Raw genomic sequence first — 21,064 nt, 5'->3', positions numbered from 1 at the left:
TATGAGATGTCTTGTTACCGGAGGGGCGGGGTTTGTGGGCAGCAACCTCGCGCTGGAGCTGGAGGCGGCGGGCCATTCGGTCGCCGTGCTGGATAATTTTTCGTCCGGCGGGTTCAAGAATCTGGAAGGCTTCAGGGGCTATGTCCGCGCGGGCGACATAAGGGATTATGCCGCGTTTGCCGGCTTCGCGGGCCGCTTCGACGCGGTGTTCCACGAGGCCGCGATAACCGACACCACCGTCATGGACCAGCGGCTTATGATGGAAGTAAACGTGGAAGGTTTCCGCAACGCGCTGGCTTTCGCCAGAGAGCGCGGGGCAAAGCGGGTGGTGTATGCCTCCTCCGCCGGGGTTTACGGCAACGGCAAATGCCCGATGGAGGAAACGTCGGTTCCCGCGCCGGAAAACGTCTACAGCTTTTCAAAAGCGGTGATGGACAATGTCGCGCGCGAGTTTGCCGCGGCGAATCCTAAAATGACGCTTGCCGGGCTGCGCTATTTCAACGTCTACGGCCCGCGCGAAGGCTATAAAGGCAAATTCGCCAGCATGATATACCAGCTTTACCTGCAAATGAAATCGGGCAAAAGGCCGCGCGTGTTCCACCCGGGCGAGCAGAGCCGCGATTTCATATATATAAAGGACGTCGCCGCCGCCAATCTGGCCGCGCTGAAGGTTAAAAAAAGCTGCGTCATAAATGCCGGAACCGGCAGGCCGGAAACTTTCAACCGCGTCATTTCCTGCCTCAACCGCGCGCTGAAAACCGGGCTGGAGCCGGAATATTTCAAAAACCCCTACAGCTTCTACCAGAACAAAACCCAGGCGGCGACCGCGCTGGCCAAAAAGACGTCCGGTTTCGCGGCGCGCTGGAGCCTGGACGAAGGCATCGCCGATTACGCCAAATTCCTGGAAGGCGGGCGCTGATGGAATCTTTGCGCGACATAAGGCGCAATATAAAATCGTTCAGGGCTACGCGCCAGATAATGCGCACCATGAAAATGGTGGCCTCGGCGCGCATGAAAAAGGCGCAAAACGGCATAATTTCGGCCCGGCCTTTCGCCGCGAGGATGGAGGAAATGCTCTCCGAAGTGTCCGGCCATCTGGCCGCGGCGGAGGGGGCGATGCGCGGCTTCTGCGGCGAGGCGGACCTCTCGCGCCCGGCGGGGCTGGTGGTAATCACGTCGGACAAGGGGCTGTGCGGGTCTTTCAACGTCAACGCCGTCCGCGCCGCGCTTGAATGGCTGGGCGAAAACCGCGGGCGCGGGGCGCAGTTATTTTTAATCGGCAAAAAGGGGCGGGACTATCTGCGCCGGCTTTCCATGCCCGGCGTTTCCGTCGCATATGAAAACACCGGCATTTTCCCCAAGGCGGGTTATGTCCATGCCGAGCTGCTGGGGCGCGCGGCGCTGGCTGCCGTCTCGTCCGGCGCGGTGTCGGAATTGCATGTGATATACAACGAATTTGTCTCGCTTGCCGCGCAGCGCGCCGTGATAAAGCGGCTGCTGCCGCTGGATTGCGCGGCTAGCCGCGCCAAAGGCTTCCGCGACGATTTCATATTTGAGCCCGGCCGCGCCGCCATGCTGGAGGCGCTGCTGCCGCGCCATGTCAAGGCGCAGCTTTACCGCTGCCTGCTGGAATCTCAGGCGGCGGAGCTTGCCGCCCGCATGAACGCCATGGACGCCGCCGACAAGAACGCCGGCGAACTTATTGACGACCTGGCCCTCAAGCTCAACCGCACCCGGCAGGCGATGATAACGCGGGAAATTTCCGAGATAGTGGGCGGGGCGGAAGCCCTTAGTAACTAGGAGCTTTATGAATACAGGCAAAATAGCGCAGATAATCGGGCCGGCGGTGGATATAGAGTTTCTGCCGGGGCAGCTGCCCGCGATTTACAATTCGCTGGAGGCGGAGATGCCCTCCGGCGAAAAACTGGTGCTGGAGACCGCGCAGCATCTGGGCGACAACGTGGTGCGCGCCATAGCGCTGGGCCCCACCGAGGGGCTGCGCCGCGGCCTTGCGGTATCCGACACCGGCGCGCCGCTTTCGGTGCCGGTGGGCAAGGCCTGCCTTGGCCGGCTGCTGGACGTGCTGGGCAACCCGCGCGACGGGCTGGGGCCGGTCAACGCGGATAAAAAACTGCCCATTCACCGCGCGCCGCCGCCGCTTGCCTCGCAGACAACCTCGCAGGAGATTTTTGAAACCGGCATAAAAGTGGTGGATCTGCTGGCCCCGTACATGAAAGGCGGCAAGGTCGGGCTGTTCGGCGGGGCGGGCGTGGGGAAAACCGTCGTCATAATGGAGCTGATAAACAACGTCGCGCGCCGGCACAGCGGCTGCTCGGTCTTCGGCGGGGTGGGCGAGCGTTCGCGCGAGGGCAACGATTTGTGGCTGGACATGAAGCAGGCCAAGCTCTCCGACGGAAGCACGGTGCTGTCCAAGACCGCGCTTGTCTACGGCCAGATGAACGAGCCGCCCGGCGCGCGCGCCCGCGTGGGTCTTACCGCGCTTACCCAGGCCGAATACTTCCGCGATGAGGAAGGCCGCGACGTGCTGCTTTTTATTGATAACGTGTTCCGCTACGTGCTGGCAAATGCGGAGGTTTCCGCGCTGCTGGGCAGAATGCCCTCCGCCGTAGGCTACCAGCCCACCCTTGGCACCGAAGTGGGCTGGCTGCAGGAGAGAATCACCTCAACCGACAAAGGCTCCATCACCTCCATTCAGGCCATTTACGTCCCGGCGGATGATTTGACCGACCCCGGGGTCGCCACCACCTTCACCCATCTGGACGCGACCACGGTGCTTTCCCGCCAGATATCGGAGCTGGGCATTTATCCGGCGGTGGACCCGCTGGAGTCCACCTCGCGCATACTGGACCCCAACATAGTCGGCGCCGAGCATTACGAGACGGCGCGCGCCGTGCAGAAAATTCTCCAGCGCTACAAGGAGCTCCAGGACATCATCGCCATACTGGGCATAGACGAACTGTCGGAAGAGGACAAGCTGGCAGTCTCCCGCGCGCGCAAGGTGCAGCGTTTTCTGTCGCAGCCGTTTTCCGTGGCCGAGCAGTTCACGGGCCGCGCCGGAAAATACGTGACGCTGCCCGAAACCATACGCGGCTTCCGCGAAATAGTGGAAGGCAGGCACGACGCGGTGCCGGAGCAGGCTTTCTTCATGGCCGGCGGGATAGACGATGTTCTTGAAGCCGCCAAAGCGGCGGGCGCGGCCAGATGAGCGGCAGGCTGAAACTGGTCATAGTAACGCCGGAAAAGCCCGTGCTGGACTGTGCGGCGGATTTCGCCGCGCTGCCCGCCCGGGGCGGCGAGCTGGGCGTGCTGCCCGGCCATGCCAGCGCGCTGGTGCAGCTTAAAGAGGGAATTTTGCACTACACTTCCCAAACAGGGGACGGGGCTTTCGGCATAATGGGCGGCTTTGCCGAAATCCACAAGGACGAGGTGATGGTTTTCGCCGAGGCCGCCGACCTCGCCGGCGAGATAGACGCCGAGGCCGAGCGCCAGGCCGTGCAGAAAGCCAGGCAACTGCTGGATTCCCCCGAAAAAGACATGGACATCGCCGCCGTGGAGGCCTCGCTGCGCAGAAGCCTGCTGCGGCTGAAGCTGATTGAACACAAGCGCCTCCGCCGATAGAACCCGCCTGAAAAATCGCCGGGAGCCGGCGTCCGGCAACACATTTCCACACGCGGTTTTAGTTCGCGCGCGAAGTCATTGCTTTCGGGCCCGCCAGTCTGTATAATCTCGCTGTCATGTGCAGACTTGCGCTTGTAATCGGCCTCTCTGTATGCGGAACCTGCTTTTCCGCGGATTATTCCGCCGCCGCCCGCCGCGGCGACCGGTATTTCAACGCATACATCCTCAAGGCAGTAAGCAAACTTTATGCCAGCTACCGGCTGATGGGATACGATATACATTCCGTCCTCACCCACAATATACGCTACGACGGCTATGGGGTTATACAGGCGACCAATCCCCCGCTGACGATGTGCGTGGCCGCGCAAATGGAGGTAATGCTGACCGCGTATCAGATTTACGCCGCCGAAACGGGCGACAGCTCCGTCTACGATTATCTGCCCATTGACAGCTACGAGGGCCTGGACCGCGAGGACCTCAAAGGCCATATCTGGGTGAATTCCGAGTTCAACTCCTACGGCACGGCGGACGCGCTGGTTAATTTCGGCATGGGCGAGCATATCCCTTTTGAAAAGCTGACCCCCGGGGCTTTCGTCAACATCAACCGCGTAAACGGCACGGGACATGCGGTTGCTTTCCTGGGATACATAAACAAGCGCGGGGAAATGCAGAAGGAATACAATTCCGCCGTGGTGGGCTTCAAGTATTTCTCGTCCCAGGGCAAAAAAGACGCCGGGCTGGGCGGTTTTGACTACCGCTATGCCGTTTTTGACAGCTTCGGCTGCCCTGAAATGCCTGGCAAACGCGACTGCGGTGTTATTTATTCAAAGGACCAGAAAATGCTAAACACCGGCGTCATGCTGGCTCCCCGCAACTGGCGGCATCCGCCGGCGCGGTCAGGCCCCCGCCTGCCCCCGCGCAGCACGGTATTGAACGAGAAGTTCTTCAACGGCCTCACCACCGACGACGAATAGCTCTGCGCAGGAATGTCCAGCCGGCCACTTCCGAATTCCGCTGTCCGTCTGCTGTTTCCGGGCTGGTTTTTGCACACAGATTTCCAGGACTTTTTATAAAATTGTACACGGCAAGCTGAAAACAGTAACCTGAAATTTTCAGGCTACTGGCGGCTGAAAAAACGTTTGTCCGCGGATTTGCCGTCCGCCGGATGGTTTTTCGCCTTTTTGGAGAGTTTCAGCGCGCGCAGCGGCTTGCCGGAGCAGTCCGAATCCGGCGCGTAGAACTTTATGCCGCCGGGGGATTGCGTAAAATCCAGCCTGCCGTAAAGTGGCGCATCCCCTTCCAGCTTGAGCGTTTTGCATGACGCCTTGCCAACCGCCACCGAGCAGCGGAAGCTTTTGCCGTTCCAGGAGTTTGCGTCCCCGGGAGCGAATTTCACGCGGGAGCCGTCCAAATCTTTATACTCGCCCTCCAGCGGGGCGCAGCCGCCCCAGACCGGATAAACGCAGGTTTTGTCTTTCAGTTTGCCGCCGCTTAGGAGGCAGTGTTTGTCCATATCGGTCCGGGCGGCGGAAATGTCCACCCCGCCGGCGGGGCATTCGCCCCGGAACAGCGCCCATTCCTCGCACTGGCGGTCTTCGCCGAATATGCAGACGCCGTATTCCCCGGCATCGCCTTTCCTGATTTCCAGCCTGCCGCCGCGTTGTTGGCAGTTTACCGAAGCCGGGTTCGGCATGGCCGCGGCCAGGGCCGGCAGCGCGGCTATGATAATGAGAGTTCTCATCGGTCAACACCCTCCAGTTTGAATATGAAGCTGTAGTAAAACGCGGTTTTTTTCAGCTGCTCGTAGCGTCCGGTCTTGGCGTGATGGCCGGCTTTCATCTCGGTTTTCAGCAGCGCCAGCCCGCCCGGATTGGCGGCGCGCAGCTTGGCCACCCATTTGGCCGGCTCCCAGTAGCCCACCTGGGAATCGTTCCAGCCCGCCGTTACCAGCAGCGCCGGATATTTCTGCGGCCTGACATTGTCGTACGGCGAATAGGTTCGGATATAGTCGTAATACTGTTTCTCGCCGGGGTTGCCCCACTGGTCGTACTCGCCGGTGGTAAGGGGGATGGACGGGTCCAGCATGGTGGTTATCACATCCACAAAGGGCACGCGCGCGATTATGCCGTTGTATAGGTCCGGCCTCATGTTGGCGATTGCGCCCATAAGCAGGCCGCCGGCGCTGCCACCCTCGGCATAGACATGGCCGGGGGCGCAGTACTTTTCTTTTATGAGGAACTCCGTGGCGGCGATGAAGTCGTTGAAAGTGTTTTTCTTGCCAAGCTGCCGTCCGTTGTCGTACCACGGGCGGCCCATTTCGCTGCCGCCGCGTATATGCGCGATGGCAAACACAAACCCCCGGTCCAGCAGCGGCAGGCGCGCGGCCTCAAAATCCGGGTCATAATTGTCGCCGTAGGATCCGTAGCCGGTTATGAACAGCGGATGTGTCCCGTCCCGTTTCAAATCCCGGCGGTAAAGCAGCGTAACCGGCACCTGCGCGCCGCCGGAGGCGGGGGCGAATACGCGCTCCGTCCGGTAATCGTCCGGGTTATAGCCGGGGACTTCCTCCCGTTTTTTCAGCTCGCGCGAGCCGGAGGCCATATCGTAATCGTACACGGACGGCGGCGTAACCGGCGATTCATATTCAAAGCGCAGCAGCGGCGAGCCGTATTCCGCATTGTCGCCCAAAGCCACCGTGTAGGCTGGCTCCTGGAAAGGCGCGTAGGCGTCCCGCCCGGAGGCGCGGTCAAAAACATGCAGCAGCGAAAGGCCGCCTCGCTTTTCCCCCAGCGCGAAATACCTGTCAAAGACAATGGCGCTCTCTATAAGCGTATCTTCCCTGCCCGCGACGGCGTCTTTCCAGTTTTCGGGGGAGGTTTTATCCTCCGGCGCGCGGCAGAAGCGGAAATTGCCGGCATTGTCGTTTGTGAGAACGAAAAAACAGCCGCCGCCGTGATAAACCGAGTATTCCACGCCAGGCCTGCGCGCCGCAAACACGCGGAACGCGCCGCCGGGATTGTCCGCCTCCAGCAAGAGGCATTCGCTGCTCAGGGTGTTGGCGGTGTGCATAAAAATGTATTTATCGCTGAGGCTTTTTGACACCGTAACTTCAAAGGTCTCGTCTTTTTCCGCGTAGACTTCCGCGTCCCCGGCGGAGCCGAGGATATGTCGCATTATCCTGTCGCCGCGGAGGGTTTTGTCCAGGCTGCCGTAGAACAGCGTCTTATTGTCATTGGCCCAGGCGAAATCCCCGCCGGTGTTGCTGATGGCGTCCTCCAGCATTTTGCCGGTGCGCATATCCTTGAAATATATGGTGTAGACGCGGTCGCCGCTGTCGTCGGCGCCCCAGGCGATTATATTGCCGTCCGGGCTGGGGCGCGGCCCGGCCACCAGGTAATAATCATGCCCTTTCGCCAGTTCGTTGACATCGGCGATTATTTCCTCCGGCGCGTCAAGGTTCCCTTTTTTGCGGCAGAGGATGGGATACTGCCTGTCTTTCTCGTAACGCTCGTAGTAATAATAGCCGTTCAGCCGGTAGGGGACGGAGGAATCCGTCTCCTTCACGCGGGATTTCATCTCCTCAAACAGCCTGCCGGCAAGGCCGGCCTGCGGGGCCAGCACGGCGTCGGCATAGTTGTTTTCGGCTTCAAGGTAGGCGCGGACGGCGGGGTTTTCCCTGTCGCGCAGCCAGTAATAGTTGTCAATGCGGACATCGCCGAATTTCTCCAGCCGGTAAGGCGAGATTGCGGCCACGGGCGGCTCAGCCACGGCGGCCCGCGCCGCGCCCGCGGCGGACAGCGCGATTAACAGGAATTTCATATGAACCCTCCATATCGTGATTATAGGATTTACACCCGCCGCTTCAAAACCGCACCCGGGCAGCCATCCGCGCCGTGTGCCCAAATTTGCTAATATTGAGGTATGGAAGTTTCAGACTACCTGCTGGTTCCGCCTGTCGCGTTCATTCTCGCGCTGGCTTTCACCTGGCTGTTTTCGCGGCTGGCAAGCCGCCTTGCCCATCCGAAGGTGGAGACCGAGGGCAAAAACCTCCCCTACGCCTGCGGCGAAAATGTGCCGCTCAAAAAGCCGGAGCCGGAATACGGCGCATTCTTTCCTTTCGCCATATTTTTCACGGTGCTGCATGTGGCGGGGCTGATGATAGCCTCGCTGTCCGGCGCGCAGGCGCTTGAGGCCGTAACCGCCGGCGCGGTTTATATAATGGTAACCGCTGTCGCGCTGGCCGTGCTGTTTGTGGGCTAACATGAACAAAACAATAACCCGCGTGGTAACCTGGGCCAGGGCCAAGTCGCCTTGGATAATACACTTCAACTCCGGCGCGTGCAACGGCTGCGATATTGAGGTGCTGGACGCGCTGACCCCACGTTTTGACGTGGAGCGGTTCGGCGTGATGCTCAAGGGCACGCCGCGCCACGCCGACGTGCTGGTGGTCTGCGGCCCCGTCACCCGCCAGATTGAGGCCCGCCTCAAGCGGATATACTCCCAGATGGCGGAGCCTAAATTCGTCGTCGCGGTGGGCGCGTGCGCCTGCTCCGGCGGGGTGTTTGACGGCTGCTACAACGTTTGCGGCGGGGTGAACAAGGTCATACCCGTCTCCGCCTATATTCCCGGCTGCCCCGCCAGGCCGGAGGCTATCATAGACGGTGTCGTAAAATTGCTTTCCACATTGGACAAATAATATGGAACAGGAAAACGCGCTCAAAGCCGCGCTGGAAGCGAAATTCGGGGCCGTGGTTTCCGATGTCAAAGCCGTCCGCGCGCGGCGGGTATGGGCTTCCACCACCGCCGCCAACATGAGGGATATTATCTCCTGGCTGCACGGCGAGGGGTTCACGCACCTTTCCACCATCACCGGCATAGACACGGGAAGCGGATTTGAATTTCTCTACCACATCGCCAAAGGCGGGCTTTTGCTGACGCTCCGCGTCTCCGTCCCCGCCGGGGACGTTTCGCTTCCCACGATAACAGATATTTTCCCCGGCGCGGAGGATTACGAGCGCGAGCTGGTTGACATGTTCGGCGCCAAAGTCGCCGGCCTGCGCCCCGGCAACCGCTACCCGCTGCCGGACGGCTGGCCGGAAAACCAGTATCCGCTTCGCAAGGCCTGGACGCCGCAACAGCTTTACCCGCAGGAGGAGAACAAATGCCAAAAATAACGGTTCCCCTCGGCCCGCAGCACCCCGCGCTGAAAGAGCCGGGCAATTTCCTCCTCTGCCTTGAGGGCGAGGAGGTCGCCGGCGCGACTATGCGCCTGGGCTACAACCACCGCGGCATTGAAAAAGCCGCAGAAAGCCGCACCTTTATACAGGATATCTACCTTATAGAGCGGGTCTGCGGAATCTGCTCGCATTCGCACACCACCTGCTTTTGCATGGCGGTGGAGGAAATCGCCGGCGTTGAAGTCCCGCGCCGCGGCCAGGCCATACGCACCCTGGTGGGCGAGCTGGAGCGCATTCACAGCCATCTGCTCTGGCTGGGCGTGGCGGGCCACGAAATCGGCTTTGACACGTTGTTCATGTACACCTGGCGCGACAGGGAGCTTTCGCTTGACTGCCTGGAGAATATCAGCGGCAACCGCGTGCATTACGGCATCAACACCATAGGCGGCGTCCGGCGCGACATCAGCGCGGAGCAGGCGAAGGAAATCCTTTCCCGCATGGACGCCATTGAAGAGCGCACCAAATATTACATCAAGCTCGCCACAGAGGAGCCGACAGTGCTTGCCCGCGCGCACAAGGTGGGCATGCTGCCTAAAGAAGAGGCGCTAAAACGCTGCGCCGTCGGCCCGCTGGCGCGCGCAAGCGGCGTCGCCAAAGACGTCCGCAAGGACGACCCGTACCTGCTTTACGGCGAGCTGGATTTCAAACTCATCACCCACGATTCCTGCGACGTGTTCGGCAGGCTTTTCGTGCGCGTTTTCGAGCTGCTGGAATCCATCAAAATGGTCCGCCAGCTGCTTAAAAACCTGCCGGAGGGGCCGGTATCGGTGAAGGTGCCGCGCAAAATCCCGGCGGGCGAAGCCGTGTGCCGCTACGAGGCGCCGCGCGGCGAGGATATACATTTTGTCAAATCCGACGGCGCGGAAAAGCCCTCGCGCGTGAAGGTGCGCGCGCCAACGCTGGCCAATTTCGCTTCCGTGCCTTACATGCTGGAGGGCGGCTGGCTGGCGGACGTGCCGCTTGTAATCGCCGCGATAGACCCGTGCTTTTCCTGCACCGACCGGGCGATAGCCGTGCGCAAAGACGGCGCGGCGCCGCTGGACTGGGCCGAGCTTCGCCGCAAAAGCATAGAAAGCTGGAAATCGCGCGGCGTGGACTTTTCAAAACTCTGATACCGAGGTTCAACAGATGGACATAGCGTATCCTTTGTTCGCGGTGGCGGTGTTTCCGGGACTGCTGTTTCTGTCAACGGCGGGGTTGTTCATGGAATGGGCGGACCGCAAACTCTACGCCCTGATGCAGAACCGCGTAGGCCCGCCCTGGTACCAGCCGACGGCGGATTTCATCAAGCTGCTGGCCAAGGAAGTGGTGGTGCCGGACGCCTCGGACAAACGGATGTTTTTGTCGCTGCCGCTGTTTGCGGTGGCGGCGGTGGCGGCATCTTCGGTGATGCTGCCGGTGTGGGGGACACGCGCCGCTTTCGCCTTCCAGGGCGACCTGATAGCGGTTATATACCTGCTCACCATCCCCACGGTCACATTCTTTCTTGCGGGCTGGAGTTCCACCAGCCCGTACGCCGCAATCGGCTCAATGCGCGTGCTGACGCAGCTTTTCGCCTACGAGGTGCCGATGATGCTGGCGGTCATCGGCCCGGCGGTGCTGGCGGGGACTTTAAGCATCACGGAAATCGCGGCGTTCTATACGGACCATCCCGCGCTGATGCTGGTAAACATACCGGGGCTTTTAATCGCGCTTATCGCGCTGCAGGGCAAGCTGGAGCGCGTTCCCTTTGACATCCCCCACGGCGAGACCGAAATCGTGGGCGGCGCCTTCACCGAATACTCCGGCAGGCTGCTGGCTTTCATGCTGCTGGCGACGGATATGGAGATGGTGGTCGGCGCGGCGCTGGTGAGCGCGGTGTTTCTGGGCGGCGCGCTGGGGCTTGGCGGTTTCGGCGGCTTTGTTGTTTTCGCGCTGAAGGCGGGCCTGGTGGTGGTTTTCCTGGCCACGATGAAGGCGCTTATGGCGCGCATCCGCATAGAGCAGATGATAAAATTCTGCTGGCAGATACTGGCGCCCGCGGCGCTAATCCAGCTGCTGCTGGACATCATCGCAAAGGGGCTTTTATAATATGGCAAGACCGGCAAGGGCTTTGGGCGAAGTAATTCGCAATCTGCTGAAAAAACCGGCGACGGTGCTCTACCCCTTCGTCAAAACCAAAATCCAGGACAAGTTCCGCGGCAAAATACTTTTCACGCCGGAGCAGTGCATCGGCTGCAAGCTGTGCATGAAGGATTGCCCCGCCAAAGCCATCAATATCATACAGGTTGAAACGGCCTCCGCGCCCGCAGCCGCTCCGGCTCCCGGCGAGGCCCCCAAGCCCGCGCCGCGCAAATTCCGCTGCGAGATAGACCTGGGCCGCTGCATCTACTGCGCCCAGTGCGTTGACAGCTGTCCCAAGAAAGCTTTACATTCCTCACAGGAATTCGAGCTTGCCGGCATAGACCGCGACGCCCTCAAATACGACGAACGCCCCAAATAACTTCCCCATGCCGGCACGGGCAATTCCCTGGTTATCCGGAAATCGCGGTTGAACAGCGGAATCCGGCGGCGGCCGGCGGGACATTTTTGTGTAAAATTTCTCGCCGCTAGCTACGGCTATCAGCGAGAAATTTTACATCGAACAGTCCCCGCCATCCACCGTCTCGGTCCTCGTGCCAACTGAAACTTTCAGGTTATGCGGGAGTCAATAACATTTTGCAAATTTGTTTTTTAGCGCCTGCGCGACATGGGCGGGCACGCAACTGTCCAGCGAGCCGCCAAGCGAGGCCACCTCGCGCACCGTGGAGGAGGTAAGGTATACGTAGTTTTCGCCCGGCATCAGGAAAACGGTTTCCATCTCCGGGTAGAGAATGCGGTTGGTGTGGGCGAGCTGGAATTCGTATTCCAGGTCCGAGACGGCGCGCAGGCCTCTTATCGCCACGGTTATACCGTTGGCGCGCATGTAATCCACCAGCAGGCCGGAGAAAGCGTCCACCCGCACGTTCGGCCAGGGCGTGACGGCGCGTTGCAGCATGTCCATCCGCTCGGCCCGGTCGAAAAGCGCGGTTTTGTGGGGGTTGACAAGCACGGCCACCGCTATCTCGCTGAAAATGCCGCTTGCGCGGCGGATAATGTCCATGTGGCCGTTTGTAACAGGGTCGAAACTTCCTGGGTATACCGCTATTTTCCGGCGCATCACTCCTCCTTCCATTTTGACGCGGCTTTACGGCTGAAAAACAACTGCGCGCCGCCTTCTTTCATGCCGCGGGCATAGTTTATCAATTCTTGCGGGAAAGCGGCGGGGGAAAGTCCGCCGCTCAAATCGTAGACATATCCGCCGCCCTCAAAACCCTCTCGATACATGGCATCTCTTGTGATGACGCCGAAGTACGGGTCGTCCAGGAAGAACGCCATGCCGCGGGTTTTGCGCTGCGCCAGCGACAGTCCCCAGAACGCCGTGTCCGCGCTTTTGATTTTCGCGCCGCACATTTCAAGCACCGTTGCCGGCAGGTCAAGCTGGCTGGCCACCCGCCCGTCGCGCGCGGACTTGAGCATGGGCGACAGGAACAGCAGCGGTATATGGAACCTGTCCGCGCCGTAGTCTTCTATGAATGCGGCATGGTCGGCTGTTATGATAAAGACGGTGTTTTTGTAATGCGGGCTTTTCTCCGCCATTGAGATAAAGCGCCCCAGCGCGTAATCGGAATACAGGAAAGCCAGCCGCTCGCGCGGGACGCCGGGCCGCGCCGGGAAATCCGGCGGCACCGTGAAAGGGCCGTGATTGGAAAGCGTCATCACCGCCGCGAAAAACGGCTGTTTGCGCCCGCGCAGGACGCGGTCTACGTTCTCAAAAAGCTCCTCGTCAAAGACGCCGATGGGGTTTTTATGGCGCGGGTTCCTGAAATCCGCGCAGTCGTAAAACTCGCGGAAGCCGCTGTTGATTTCAAAGCCGGACATATCCTCGAAATGCCTGTCCCCGCCGTAAAAAAACACGGTGTCATAGCCCATATCGCCCAGATAGGCGGCGATGCCGGGGATTTTCTGCTGCGCCTCCACTTTCTTGGAGATGTTGACCCCCGCCATCGGCGGAAACGAGTTCAGCGCCGCCGCCAGCCCGCGCGAGGTGCGCGTGCCGTTGCCGTAAAACCGGGTGAACAGCACGCCGCGCTTTGAGAGCCTGTCAAACTCCGGGGTATACGGCTCCTTTGCGCCCAGCGCGCCGGTGTACCGGGCGGCGAAGCTTTCCATGAAAATCATCACCACATTCGGGCGGGTCCCTTTGGTAAGCGCGACGGGATTATCGCCTTTCGGCGCGGGGACGCCGTAGCGCGAAACATCCTTCACCGCCTTGAACGCCATCTCCGGCGGGGCGAAATAGCCGGAGGGTTTCACATGCAGCGCGCGCTCCTCCAGGAAAATCTGTATGTCGGCGTACAGATTGAACACGCCGTTGAGCGCGGTCTGATTCATGAAATTGTCCGGCGAGAAAAACGCCTCTCCCCAGTTCAGCGGCCTATTCTGGAAGCCGCCGCGTATGAACAATACGGTAAAGCCCGCAATCAGCGCCAGCGACGCAATGCGCGAGAAAAAGCCCTCGCCACGGTTGCGGTCAAACATCTTGCGGGACTGCCTGACGCCCGCGGCTGCGGCCAGCCAGACAACCAGCGGCGCCGCGATAAACAGCAGCGCCACGTATTTTATGCCGAGAATGGTGACGAAAAGCTCTTTGGGCTTGTCAAAGTACTCAAAGAAAAGGTGGTTCAGCCGCGACGAGTATTCTTTATAAAACGGAAATTCGGCGGCGACAAGAACGGACAACGTCGCGTTCAGCAGCGCCATATACAGCATCACCAACGGTTTGAGCAGCCATTCAAACACCCGGACGAACCCGGCGAAAGTTGCTAAAAAAGCCGCCGCGCACAGCAATGTGGCCGATATGGACAAATCCAGCCGCGCGCCGATGAAAAATGCCTTCGCTATGTCGCCGCCGCTGTGATGCCCGCCGGAAAAAACGAGAAAAAACACCAGCCGCGCCGCGAAAAAAATCGCCACATAGCGCGCCAGCAGCCCGAAGTAGGTTCTAAGCCCTTTGAGCATTCAATATCCGTCCGGCCAGATTCTTGATGGCGGCGCGCGCTTCCCGCGAGAGTCTGCCGCCGAAAGCCGTGGTTTTCGGCTGTATCCCGGCGATATAGACTTTCAGCCCCGGGATTTCGCGTTCAAGGTAAGACGTCAAAACCGTAAGCGGCAGCGCGTGCGACGAGAAAGAGACATTGCTGATGTTTTCCCCGTCAATAAGCGCGGTTTGTCCGGGTTTGAGGCCCATATCGGCGGCATCAACGATTACCAGCGACGAGGGCTTTAGCCGTATTATCTCAAAAGCCTTGTTCTCCGGCGTCTGGCCGCCGTCAATGAGGGTTATGCCGGGGCATTTGCCGGACAGCAGCTTGACAAGCGCCGGTCCCGCGCCGTCGTCGCCGCGCATGTCGTTGCCGACGCCCAGGATGACCGCCTTGCCGGAGAATGCGGAGAGGGGAATCTCTTTCACCGCAATATTGTAGCCTAAATCCGCCCGCCGGGAAAACCGGGTCTCGCGTCCTCTTGCAGCCGCAACAGCGCAAGCCCGCCGGTTTTAGGCGGGCTTGCGCTGTTGCGAATGGGATTGGATGGCGCAACTGACCGGGCGCTATTCTCCGTCGGCGTCCTGGTTCTTATTCTGGGAGTCTTTGAAAGCCGGCAACTGCATCGGGGTGATCATTTTGCGTTTGCGCGCGGGGGCCGATTCAAAATCCTCTTTTGGCGGCTCCTCGTCGCCTTCTGAATCGGAGGGCTCGGCCATTACCGGCAGCTTCCGCTTGGATTTGGCTTTCGGTTTCGGGGCGGAGGCGGCCTTTTTGGGCGGAGTTTTGTCTGCCGGCTTTTCCGCGGCGGACAGATTTTGCGCCTCCGTGTTTATCGGGGTGAAAGCGTTGCGCTGCGCGTCGTAATCAAAGCGGTATGTTACCGGCCAGCCGTTGGGCGCGGCGGGCGGCACGCGCACGGTTATGATGTAGCGGTCCGGCGCGGCCTGCTCGGCCTGCCAGTCCACGGCGGACATGTCCGCCTCCGGAGAGGCCGCCTTCACTGCGCTTTCAAGCGGGACGCCGGGTTTCACTTCGTAGGCGCGGATGGCCGCTATTATTTTCGGGTCCGGCGGAGGGGCCTGCTGGGCCGGGGGCGTCTCCTGGGCCGGGGTCTGCGCGGCCGGGGCCGGCGCCTCCGGCGCGGGATAGCGCCCCGCCGTCAGCGACGCGGCTATTTTTTTCATCTGCACCAGCACCGACGGAGGAAGAAACCCCTGCTTGACAAGGAAAACCGCAATCCCGGCGCCCACCGCGCCAAGCGCGACCACACTGAAAAGCATTTTCACAAGGCTTTTGAGCGGCCCCAGCCTGCTGGCGCGGGAACCGGAGATGCGGACCTCCCCAGCCCCGGACGGGGACGGAGCGGTTTGCGGAAACTCCTGGCCCTGGCCTTTCCACGAGGCTGTTGCGGCGCCGCCCGCGTAACCCGGAATGCCGCCCTGATGCTGGCCGGAGACGGAGGCGCTTATGTCCGCTATTTTAGAGGCGATATCGGTCTGCGAGCTTTGAATGCCGCCCACAAGCGTGGTTACGGTGGTTTTAAGCGATGCCAGTTCCGCGGAAATATGGTCCAGTTTTCCGGTCAGGTCGTCCGGCAGGGGCTGTCCGCCTCCCGCGGGCGCGGAACGGGAGGTGGCAAGCATCTGCCTTTGCGTGGTTTCCAGCATCTGGACGAGATTGCTGATGTTTTTGTCAAACTGGTCCAGGCGCAGCTTTATGTCGTCCCCGCCGGCGGGAGACAGCGAGGATGCCATCTGAAGCGATATCGCCGTTTGCCTGCCGGTGGAGGAGCGTCCGGTCTGCGACGGGCCGGGGGAGGGCGTCATGCCCGGCCCCAGTATGTCGGCGGCGTTCTCCATTGTCATCGGGCCGCAGGAACCGATGCCGCCGGACGGGCTTCCGGAAGACGCGGAAAGCGAAATGCCGTCCGCGGCGTTATCGGCGATTTTTATGGCGGCGTCCGGCTGCTGGGCGGGGGGCTGTTCCTGCTGCGGCGTCTGAACGGGCGCCGTCTGGGCGGGCGCGGCGGCTTCGGCGGCAAGCACCGCGGAAGCGGGCTGCCATTCCTGCGTTTTGCCGTCGGGCGGGGTTTCGGGACAGATAAGGGTTTCCTGAGTGAAACCCTCCACCGAGTTAAGCTCCGCCTTCTCGAAAGGTCCCTTGATGCCGTTGTTTATGTAGACCCAGTATCGCATTTCAAAACCGCCAATGGCCCGCATATGCGGGCAGATAGCCGGCCTGTTTCGCGCGTCCGGCAGCTTCTGGATTGTAGCAACTCTGCGCGGTGTTTACAACTGCCGCGGGCTTGCGCGGCGGGCGGTTGAAATGCCCGCGCGTTTATACTAAACTCTTGGAGATACCCAGATTTTCCCGGAGGTTTGGTATGAGAAAAATTGTCGCTGCGCTGTCGCTTTGCCTGATTTCGTCTGCGGCTTGCGCTTACGATTACGTGGCCATAGAAAAGCAATACGACTCCCTGATGTTCAAGATGCCGACCGGCGCGGCTTTCGCGGGCGACAGCCTGCTGGTGACAGACTCCAAGGCCGGCGCGGTTTTCATTTTCAACCCGAATGAAACCACCCCCCGCAAAATCACCGGGAAAAGCGGCGGGGAGCCGCTGTTCCGCTCGCCGATAGGCGCGGCGTCGGGCAAAAACGGCAGAATTTACGTGCTGGACGGGGATGCCGGTTGCGTGCGTGTTGTTGACGCGGACGGGAATCTGCTGTTCACCTTCGGCTCGCGCGGCTCAAAACCGGGGCAGTTTTCGGAGCCGCGCGCCATCGTCTCCGGCGCGGACGGCAGGATTTATGTGGCCGACACCGGCAACTCCCGCGTGCAGGTGTTCACGCCGGACGGCATTCTGTCGCTCATACTGACACAGGGGATGGACTCTCCGTCCGGCATGGCGGTGGACCGCTCCGACAACATCTACGTGTGCAACCGCGGCTCCAGCACCGTGATAAAGCTAAGCCCCCAAGGCGAGAAAATAGCGGAGCTTAAACTGGGCGCGGACTCCGTATGCGTGGACGACTACGGCTATATCTATGTGCTGGACTCCAGGAAGGGAAAAGTGCGCGAGTACGGGCCGGACGGAAATCTTTCCGGCGAGTTCGGCTCCTCCGGCAAGGGCCATGGCCAGTTTTACAAACCCTCGGCGATACTGGCCGGCAAAGACGGGCTGGTACTGGTGGTGGACACCGGCAACAAGCGCATTTTCGCATTCCGCCTGACCGACAAGAACAAGCAGGCCCGCCTTCCCGTTTCAAGGGACATGAAACTGCTGTTTTCCGGCCCGGAAACCTCCGTGAAGCTGCCGGTGGGCCAGTTCACCCCGCAGCCCGGCGGCGTCATAGCCGCCTTCCTGGGGGATTCGCAGAAAGCCGTCCTGCTGGACGACAAGGGCGCCATAAAAAGCGTGCTGGCCTCGCCCGACAAAAAATCAGCCGTGCACATACGCAAGGCCGGCGGCATGGCCTGGTCCGAAAAAACGGGGCTTGTGGTGTCGGATTCGGACGCGGGCAAAGTTTACATTTTCAATTCCACGGGTGGCGTCAAGGCCGTGCTGGGGGAGAAGGCTGGGTTTTTCGGAAGCTCGTCCAAAGAAGGCTGTTTCAGCAAGCCGTCGGGTGTCGCCGTCAGCAACAACGGCGCGATTTTCGTGGCCGACTCCGGCAACGCCCGCGTGCAGCAGTTCACCTCGGATGGGATGTTCATAAACGCACTGGGGCCGGAGCTGCAGGGCGCAACCCTGCTTGCCCCCGGTGATGTGTGGTGGACCGGAAAGGACCTGCTGATACTGGACCGCAAGCTCAAGAAAATCGTGGAAGTGGACCCGTCGTCCGGGCGCGTTGTGCTGGTCTGGGGCGAGCAGGGAGAGCGCGCCAGCCAGCTTGCCGACCCCGTGTCCATCGCCTACGACGGCAGGAAATTCGTTTACGTGCTGGACAAGGCCGATTCCCGCGTGAAGGTGTTTGACGGCAACGGCGCGTGGGTGGCCAGCTTTTTTGCCGCGGGCACGGGCACGGGCGCGCTGATATCGCCGGAGGAGTTGCATTTCTCCGGCAACAGGCTTTACATATCGGACTCCTCCGGCAAGCTGGAAGCCTTCGCCATGAACATAATAACCGCCCCGCCGACCGATCTCTCCGGCACGGTGAAAGAGGACCGGGTGAAACTCTCCTGGAAAGGCGCGCAGCCGGAATGGGTGTCCGATTACGAGGTGCTGCGCTCCACCGAGCCGGACGGTTTCGCGGTGGCGGCGGGAACCGCGGCGCAGACCGGGTTCGCCGAAACCATAAGGGAAACCCCGGCCACCTATTACTACCGGATATGCTCCCGCTCGCTTACCGGCGAGACGGGCCAGCCCTCGGAGCCGTACATGCTGTTTGTGCCGGGCAACCTCAACGTGGCGCGCGTGGAGCTGGCGAAGGTGAATCTGAATTACATATTCTCCGCCAATTACAAGTACTATCTGCATAACCCGGTGGGGCGGCTTACGCTTGCCAACAACAGCGACGTGACGTTCAAGAACGTGAAGGTTTCCTTCGCGCTCAAGGATTTCATGGATTACCCCTCCGACAGGGTAGTGGAGGAGATAGCGCCGCATTCCAAAACCGAGGTGGCCCTGAAAGGGACGCTCAACAACAAAATCCTGGAAGTCAGCGAGGATACCCCGGTGCAGGCCCAGATAAGCGTTACCTATTACGAAAATGGCGAGCCAAAGACCATAGAGGTCAACCAGCCGGTCAAGGTGCTTTCGCGCACGGCCATCATCTGGGACAACGCGGCGCGCCTGGCCAACTTCATAACGCCCAAGGACACGCCGGTGCTGGCCTTTGCGCGCGCGGCGCTCAACATGCGCTCCCCGGCGGAGGAATACACGGTCAACCCCAACATCTCCACCGCGATGCTGCTCTGGAGCGCGCTTGGCGAGCTTGGCATAAACTACGTCTCCGACCCGTCAAAGCCCTATGCCAGCATCAAATCCAGTTCCGAGCATCCGCTGGACAATGTGCAGCCGCCGCGCGACACGCTGAAGCTGCGCAGCGGCAAATGCTCCGATCTGGTGGCTTTGCTTTCCACCATGCTGGAGGGCGCGGGCATACACACCGTGTTTCTCGACTATCCCAGCCATATCGCGCTGGCTTTCAATACCGGCGCCGCCGACCCGGCGGATATAGGCATCCCGGCGGACAAGATGGTGCTTTACGAGGGAACCTACTGGATTCCCGTGGAATCCACCATGATAGGCAAGGATTTCCCGTCCGCGGCCAGAGAGGCTGTGCGGATGTACACCCGCGCCGGCGCGGATGTGAAAATCATAGACACGCACAAGGCGTGGGCGGATTACGAGCCGATGACTCTGCCCTCCGCCAACTGGGAATCCCCCGTGCCGGAAAAAGCCGCCGTGCAGGCCCGCTATAACGCCGACATGAAGGAAGCGGCCAAAACCCGCCGCGACTACATAAAGCAAGGCTACATGGACGCGCTGTCCAAAAACCCCGATGATGTCGACGCGCTGACCGGGCTGGGAATGCTCTGCGTGGAGACCGAGGATTACTCCGGCGCGCAGGAGAGCTTCAATAAAATCCTCAAGTTCGCGCCCGAAAATTCCGACGCGCTCAACAACATGGGCAATGTCTCCTATATGAAGGGCTCATACTCCGACGCGGACGGGTTTTACGCCAAAGCCTCCGCCGCCGATCCGGACGATGCCGGCATACTGCTCAACCGCGCGCGCGCCGCGATGAAGCTGGGCGACAAGGAAGCCGCAAAAAAATTCGCCGACAGGGCCGCCGACACGGACCCGGCTTTTGCCGAGGCCGCCGACGCCGTTTTGGAAATCAAGTAAAGGGAGGAAGAAACAATGAAGCTGACCGTGTTGTTTTTGTCCGCGATGATGGCGGCAGGCTCCGCCTTCTGCGCGGACGGCAAAGACAAAAGCTGGTATGAGACCACGCTTAAGGGGCTTAAGTCAAAAATAGCCCAGAAGTATCAGTCCACCTCGGTGGGCGCGTCCTCGGTGGCCGCGGTGCGCGGCGCGAAAGTTTCCGACGACTCGTCCAAGCCGTACTGGAAGGGCACACAGTCCGACAAGAGCGGCAAAAAAATGGCGGCGCAGCGCAAGCAGTTTGCCGCCGCGCTGGAGTTTGCGGTCTCCGGCAAGGATGCGGAAGCGTCCGCCGCGCTGGAAAAATTCATAAAGGACAACCCTGAAAGCCCGTATCTGGCGGATGCAAAGGAAGCGCTGAAACGGGTAAACGCCAAGCCGGAAGCCGAGGCCAAGCCCGATGCTCCCGCCCAGCCGCAGGCTGCCGCGTCTGCCGTGCCCGCGCCGCCCGCGCCGCCCGTGCCGCCCGTGCCGCCCGTGCCCGCGGACAAGCCGGCTGAAAAGCCCGCCGTTCCCGCGGAAGGCGGAAAGTAGTTTGCGTCCCGCAATCCGCAGCCGCCAGGCGGCTGCGGATTTTGGTTTTGCAACACGGCGGGGCTTTTTGTAGAATATATCCGTACGCCGCTGCGCCGCCGCGCGCGGCGGCTGTGAGTTCCGTTGTCAGCATGGCGGAACTCCGGCGGCGGTTGCGGCGCGGTAGCCAAGTGGTAAGGCAGCAGTCTGCAAAACTGCTATGCGCCGGTTCAATTCCGGCCCGCGCCTGTTATTTAGGAAGGCCCGCCGCGCGGGCGGAGGCGGCATACGGGCGGGCGTAGTTCAATGGTAGAACGGCAGCCTTCCAAGCTGCTCACGTGGGTTCGATTCCCATCGCCCGCTCCATATTTAGGGCATGCTGGGGTAGCTCAGCTGGTAGAGCATCTCCATGGTAAGGAGAAGGTCGTGGGTTCGATTCCCATCCCCAGCTAGATTTTAATACAGGGCATCACAAAACCGGAGGAGAGACACTATGGCAAAAGCGAAGTTTGAGCGGAACAAACCGCATGTGAACGTGGGGACCATCGGGCACGTGGACCACGGCAAAACGACACTGACGGCGGCTCTGACGAAGGTGCTTTCCAAGGAAGGCAAGTCCAAAGAGATGGCCTACGCCGAGATAGCCAAGGGCGGCGTGGTGCGGGACGCTTCCAAGATAT

Annotated in this window: 20 protein-coding genes and 3 tRNA genes; 17 read left to right on the top strand and 6 right to left on the bottom strand. The window is 60.7% G+C overall.

Features of this window, described 5'->3' with window-relative positions; translation table 11 throughout:
* Position 1 precedes the first annotated feature (1 nt).
* The 5 genes from rfaD (at position 2) to WC421_00095 (ending at position 4,613) form a co-directional block, all read left to right on the top strand.
* On the top strand, positions 2–919 hold the full coding sequence (gene rfaD, locus WC421_00115; GenBank protein MFA5160629.1) for an ADP-glyceromanno-heptose 6-epimerase: 918 nt from the start codon (positions 2–4) through the stop codon (positions 917–919).
* On the top strand, positions 919–1,800 hold the full coding sequence (gene atpG, locus WC421_00110; protein ID MFA5160628.1) for an ATP synthase F1 subunit gamma: 882 nt from the start codon (positions 919–921) through the stop codon (positions 1,798–1,800). The genes rfaD and atpG overlap by 1 nt, the downstream gene beginning before the upstream one ends.
* 7 nt (positions 1,801–1,807) lie before the next feature.
* Entirely contained in the window at positions 1,808–3,226 is a 1,419-nt protein-coding gene (gene atpD / locus WC421_00105; protein MFA5160627.1) for a F0F1 ATP synthase subunit beta, read from the top strand.
* Positions 3,223–3,639 carry an ATP synthase F1 subunit epsilon gene (gene atpC / locus WC421_00100; protein MFA5160626.1) on the top strand — a complete coding sequence of 139 codons (417 nt, stop codon included), beginning with the start codon at positions 3,223–3,225 and terminating at the stop codon, positions 3,637–3,639. Before atpD ends, atpC begins: the two co-directional genes overlap by 4 nt.
* Positions 3,640–3,755: 116 nt before the next feature.
* The gene (locus WC421_00095) at positions 3,756–4,613 is read left to right on the top strand and encodes a hypothetical protein (protein ID MFA5160625.1); all 858 of its coding nucleotides are present in this window, start codon (positions 3,756–3,758) and stop codon (positions 4,611–4,613) included.
* Positions 4,614–4,756: 143 nt separating this feature from the next.
* On the opposite strand, the gene WC421_00090 is transcribed toward WC421_00095, so the two are convergent.
* A complete protein-coding gene (locus WC421_00090) occupies positions 4,757–5,380 on the bottom strand; it encodes a DUF333 domain-containing protein (protein MFA5160624.1) in 624 nt (207 codons plus the stop codon).
* Positions 5,377–7,458 carry a S9 family peptidase gene (locus WC421_00085; protein ID MFA5160623.1) on the bottom strand — a complete coding sequence of 694 codons (2,082 nt, stop codon included), beginning with the start codon at positions 7,456–7,458 and terminating at the stop codon, positions 5,377–5,379. The genes WC421_00090 and WC421_00085 overlap by 4 nt, the downstream gene beginning before the upstream one ends.
* A gap of 102 nt (positions 7,459–7,560) precedes the next feature.
* Between WC421_00085 and WC421_00080 the strand changes: the two genes are divergently transcribed.
* From WC421_00080 to WC421_00055, 6 genes are read left to right on the top strand one after another with little or no spacing between them, the layout of a single operon-like run.
* Positions 7,561–7,899, top strand: coding sequence for a hypothetical protein (locus WC421_00080; protein ID MFA5160622.1), 339 nt, complete (start codon positions 7,561–7,563; stop codon positions 7,897–7,899).
* 1 nt (position 7,900) lies between these two features.
* Positions 7,901–8,335, top strand: a complete 435-nt coding sequence (locus tag WC421_00075; protein MFA5160621.1) for an NADH-quinone oxidoreductase subunit B family protein — start codon at positions 7,901–7,903, stop codon at positions 8,333–8,335.
* Between the two features lies 1 nt (position 8,336).
* The gene (locus tag WC421_00070) at positions 8,337–8,813 is read left to right on the top strand and encodes an NADH-quinone oxidoreductase subunit C (protein MFA5160620.1); all 477 of its coding nucleotides are present in this window, start codon (positions 8,337–8,339) and stop codon (positions 8,811–8,813) included.
* Entirely contained in the window at positions 8,801–9,988 is a 1,188-nt protein-coding gene (locus WC421_00065) for a nickel-dependent hydrogenase large subunit (GenBank protein MFA5160619.1), read from the top strand. Before WC421_00070 ends, WC421_00065 begins: the two co-directional genes overlap by 13 nt.
* A gap of 16 nt (positions 9,989–10,004) precedes the next feature.
* Positions 10,005–10,946 (top strand): complex I subunit 1 family protein, encoded by a 942-nt coding sequence (locus tag WC421_00060; protein MFA5160618.1) that lies wholly within the window; start codon positions 10,005–10,007, stop codon positions 10,944–10,946.
* Between the two features lies 1 nt (position 10,947).
* Positions 10,948–11,358 carry a 4Fe-4S binding protein gene (locus tag WC421_00055; GenBank protein MFA5160617.1) on the top strand — a complete coding sequence of 137 codons (411 nt, stop codon included), beginning with the start codon at positions 10,948–10,950 and terminating at the stop codon, positions 11,356–11,358.
* A 204-nt stretch (positions 11,359–11,562) separates the two neighbouring features.
* Here WC421_00055 and coaD read toward each other — a convergent pair whose 3' ends face one another.
* From coaD to WC421_00035, 4 genes are all read right to left on the bottom strand, one after another.
* Positions 11,563–12,054 carry a pantetheine-phosphate adenylyltransferase gene (gene coaD / locus WC421_00050; protein MFA5160616.1) on the bottom strand — a complete coding sequence of 164 codons (492 nt, stop codon included), beginning with the start codon at positions 12,052–12,054 and terminating at the stop codon, positions 11,563–11,565.
* Positions 12,054–13,955 carry a sulfatase-like hydrolase/transferase gene (locus tag WC421_00045; GenBank protein MFA5160615.1) on the bottom strand — a complete coding sequence of 634 codons (1,902 nt, stop codon included), beginning with the start codon at positions 13,953–13,955 and terminating at the stop codon, positions 12,054–12,056. Before WC421_00045 ends, coaD begins: the two co-directional genes overlap by 1 nt.
* Positions 13,939–14,406, bottom strand: coding sequence for a hydrogenase 3 maturation endopeptidase HyCI (locus tag WC421_00040; GenBank protein ID MFA5160614.1), 468 nt, complete (start codon positions 14,404–14,406; stop codon positions 13,939–13,941). The genes WC421_00045 and WC421_00040 overlap by 17 nt, the downstream gene beginning before the upstream one ends.
* A 138-nt stretch (positions 14,407–14,544) precedes the next feature.
* The gene (locus tag WC421_00035; protein ID MFA5160613.1) at positions 14,545–16,176 is read right to left on the bottom strand and encodes a hypothetical protein; all 1,632 of its coding nucleotides are present in this window, start codon (positions 16,174–16,176) and stop codon (positions 14,545–14,547) included.
* Positions 16,177–16,364: 188 nt separating this feature from the next.
* Between WC421_00035 and WC421_00030 the strand changes: the two genes are divergently transcribed.
* From WC421_00030 to WC421_00005, 6 genes are all read left to right on the top strand, one after another.
* Positions 16,365–19,832, top strand: a complete 3,468-nt coding sequence (locus WC421_00030) for a tetratricopeptide repeat protein (protein MFA5160612.1) — start codon at positions 16,365–16,367, stop codon at positions 19,830–19,832.
* A gap of 15 nt (positions 19,833–19,847) precedes the next feature.
* Positions 19,848–20,405, top strand: coding sequence for a hypothetical protein (locus WC421_00025; protein ID MFA5160611.1), 558 nt, complete (start codon positions 19,848–19,850; stop codon positions 20,403–20,405).
* 156 nt (positions 20,406–20,561) lie between these two features.
* Positions 20,562–20,633 (top strand) — tRNA-Cys (locus WC421_00020).
* Between the two features lie 43 nt (positions 20,634–20,676).
* Positions 20,677–20,750 (top strand) — tRNA-Gly (locus tag WC421_00015).
* A gap of 12 nt (positions 20,751–20,762) precedes the next feature.
* Positions 20,763–20,835: transfer RNA gene (locus tag WC421_00010), tRNA-Thr, on the top strand.
* A gap of 42 nt (positions 20,836–20,877) precedes the next feature.
* On the top strand, positions 20,878–21,064 hold a 187-nt coding region (locus WC421_00005), incomplete at its 3' end, for a GTP-binding protein (protein MFA5160610.1).

This window comes from Elusimicrobiales bacterium, assembly GCA_041651175.1.
In the GTDB taxonomy this organism is placed as follows: Bacteria; Elusimicrobiota; Elusimicrobia; order Elusimicrobiales; family Elusimicrobiaceae; genus JAQTYB01.
The sequence above is the reverse complement of the archived record's forward strand: the minus strand, read 5'-3'. Positions and strand labels throughout refer to the sequence as shown.

Coding starts and splice junctions, on each gene's coding strand:
- WC421_00095 (MFA5160625.1), top strand. CDS start 3,756: ATGTGCAGACTTGCGCTTGTAATCGGCCTCTCTGTATGCGGAACCTGC.
- rfaD (MFA5160629.1), top strand. CDS start 2: ATGAGATGTCTTGTTACCGGAGGGGCGGGGTTTGTGGGCAGCAACCTC.
- WC421_00065 (MFA5160619.1), top strand. CDS start 8,801: ATGCCAAAAATAACGGTTCCCCTCGGCCCGCAGCACCCCGCGCTGAAA.
- WC421_00055 (MFA5160617.1), top strand. CDS start 10,948: ATGGCAAGACCGGCAAGGGCTTTGGGCGAAGTAATTCGCAATCTGCTG.
- WC421_00060 (MFA5160618.1), top strand. CDS start 10,005: ATGGACATAGCGTATCCTTTGTTCGCGGTGGCGGTGTTTCCGGGACTG.
- WC421_00070 (MFA5160620.1), top strand. CDS start 8,337: ATGGAACAGGAAAACGCGCTCAAAGCCGCGCTGGAAGCGAAATTCGGG.
- WC421_00045 (MFA5160615.1), bottom strand. CDS start 13,955: ATGCTCAAAGGGCTTAGAACCTACTTCGGGCTGCTGGCGCGCTATGTG.
- atpG (MFA5160628.1), top strand. CDS start 919: ATGGAATCTTTGCGCGACATAAGGCGCAATATAAAATCGTTCAGGGCT.
- WC421_00030 (MFA5160612.1), top strand. CDS start 16,365: ATGAGAAAAATTGTCGCTGCGCTGTCGCTTTGCCTGATTTCGTCTGCG.
- atpD (MFA5160627.1), top strand. CDS start 1,808: ATGAATACAGGCAAAATAGCGCAGATAATCGGGCCGGCGGTGGATATA.
- WC421_00025 (MFA5160611.1), top strand. CDS start 19,848: ATGAAGCTGACCGTGTTGTTTTTGTCCGCGATGATGGCGGCAGGCTCC.
- WC421_00035 (MFA5160613.1), bottom strand. CDS start 16,176: ATGCGATACTGGGTCTACATAAACAACGGCATCAAGGGACCTTTCGAG.
- WC421_00075 (MFA5160621.1), top strand. CDS start 7,901: ATGAACAAAACAATAACCCGCGTGGTAACCTGGGCCAGGGCCAAGTCG.
- coaD (MFA5160616.1), bottom strand. CDS start 12,054: ATGCGCCGGAAAATAGCGGTATACCCAGGAAGTTTCGACCCTGTTACA.
- atpC (MFA5160626.1), top strand. CDS start 3,223: ATGAGCGGCAGGCTGAAACTGGTCATAGTAACGCCGGAAAAGCCCGTG.
- WC421_00085 (MFA5160623.1), bottom strand. CDS start 7,458: ATGAAATTCCTGTTAATCGCGCTGTCCGCCGCGGGCGCGGCGCGGGCC.
- WC421_00080 (MFA5160622.1), top strand. CDS start 7,561: ATGGAAGTTTCAGACTACCTGCTGGTTCCGCCTGTCGCGTTCATTCTC.
- WC421_00090 (MFA5160624.1), bottom strand. CDS start 5,380: ATGAGAACTCTCATTATCATAGCCGCGCTGCCGGCCCTGGCCGCGGCC.